1 protein-coding gene is annotated in these 1300 nt (G+C 72.1%); it reads left to right on the top strand.

Features of this window, described 5'->3' with window-relative positions:
• Positions 1-1300, top strand: a 1300-nt coding sequence (locus ACH4KB_RS37905) for an FtsK/SpoIIIE domain-containing protein (RefSeq protein ID WP_398071639.1), incomplete at both ends; no start/stop codon positions are given.

Genomic DNA, 1300 nt, shown 5'->3' with positions numbered 1-1300 from the left:
CCCCCGACCCCGGACACGGCCCCCACCGTGCTCACGGTCGTGCCCGACGCGCCGCCCGCACGGCCGGTGCCGCTGTGGGTCCGCTCCGGACACGCGGTGAAGACGGCCGTGACGCACGAGCGGACGAGGACGGTCGTCCGTGCGACGGCCCGGCACGGCCTCTACACCTTCAACGGCGGGCGGATCGTGGCCCGTCGGGCGTGGGACGGCCGTACCGGCTCGCGGTACGAGCGGATGATCCGGGCGGCGGAAGCCGCGGGGAACCTGGAAGCGGCCGAGGAGTGGGAGGAGCGGTTGCAGCGCTTCCGCGCCGCCCGCCACCACCGCCGCATGGACCTCCTCCACTCCCCGGTCGAGGCGGCCAAGGGTGTGGCCGTCGGCGCCGGCATGAGTATCGGCGTGCTGGTCGCGCTCGGGGTCGTGATGGCCATCAACACCGGCCAGGTCGGGGACGTCATCACGCCCCTGTCGGCGACGATCGACTTCATCGCCCTGCTGATCCGGATCGTGCAGATCGTGTGGGGCCCGGCCCTCACCATCGGCCCGTTCCTGGCCCTGCTCGCGCTGTGGTCGGTCGGTCGCAAGCAGCACGCAGCCCCCGCCTGGGCCCTGCCCGCCAACGTCCGCTCGGGCGAGGGTGAGCCGATCACCCCGTCCATCGTGGTCAAGGCCCTGCGCGACCTCGGCGTGCCCGCGCTGCGCAACGCCATCAAGGAGATGGGCGACGCCGGTGCCTCGATGCTCGGGCCGATCACCATCGCCGGATGCGGTGTCGAGGTCGACGTGACGCTTCCCTCCGGGGTGTCGACCGATGAGGTGCAGAAGCGGCGCAAGAAGCTCGCGGAGAACCTGACCCGGCACGAGCACGAGGTGTTCATCACGATCCCGCAGGCCGCGCGGACGGTGCGGCTGTGGATCGCCGACTCGGGCGCGTTGGACGAGCCGATCGGCCCGTCCCCGTTGACCACGGACGAGACGCTGACCGCCGACTACGCCAAGGGCAAGGCGCCGTGGGGTCAGGACCTGCGCGGGGACGCTGCCGCCCTGTCCCTCTATCAGCGGCACCTGCTCATCACCGGGTTGTCGAACCAGGGCAAGACGGCCGCGCTGCGGGCGCTCGCCCTGTGGGCGTGCCTGGACCGCCGGGTGGAGTTCCGGATCGCCGACCTCAAGGGCGCCGGCGACTGGGCCATGTTCGACGGCCTGGCCACGGTGCTGATCCAGGGCCCGGCCGATGAGCAGGTGATCGAGGCGACCGAGATGGTCGAGAGCCTGGTCGAGGAGATGAACCGCCGCATCG

Source organism: Streptomyces sp. NPDC017520, assembly GCF_044329855.1.
GTDB lineage: Bacteria > Actinomycetota > Actinomycetes > Streptomycetales > Streptomycetaceae > Streptomyces.
This window is presented reverse-complemented; position numbering and strand designations above follow the sequence as displayed.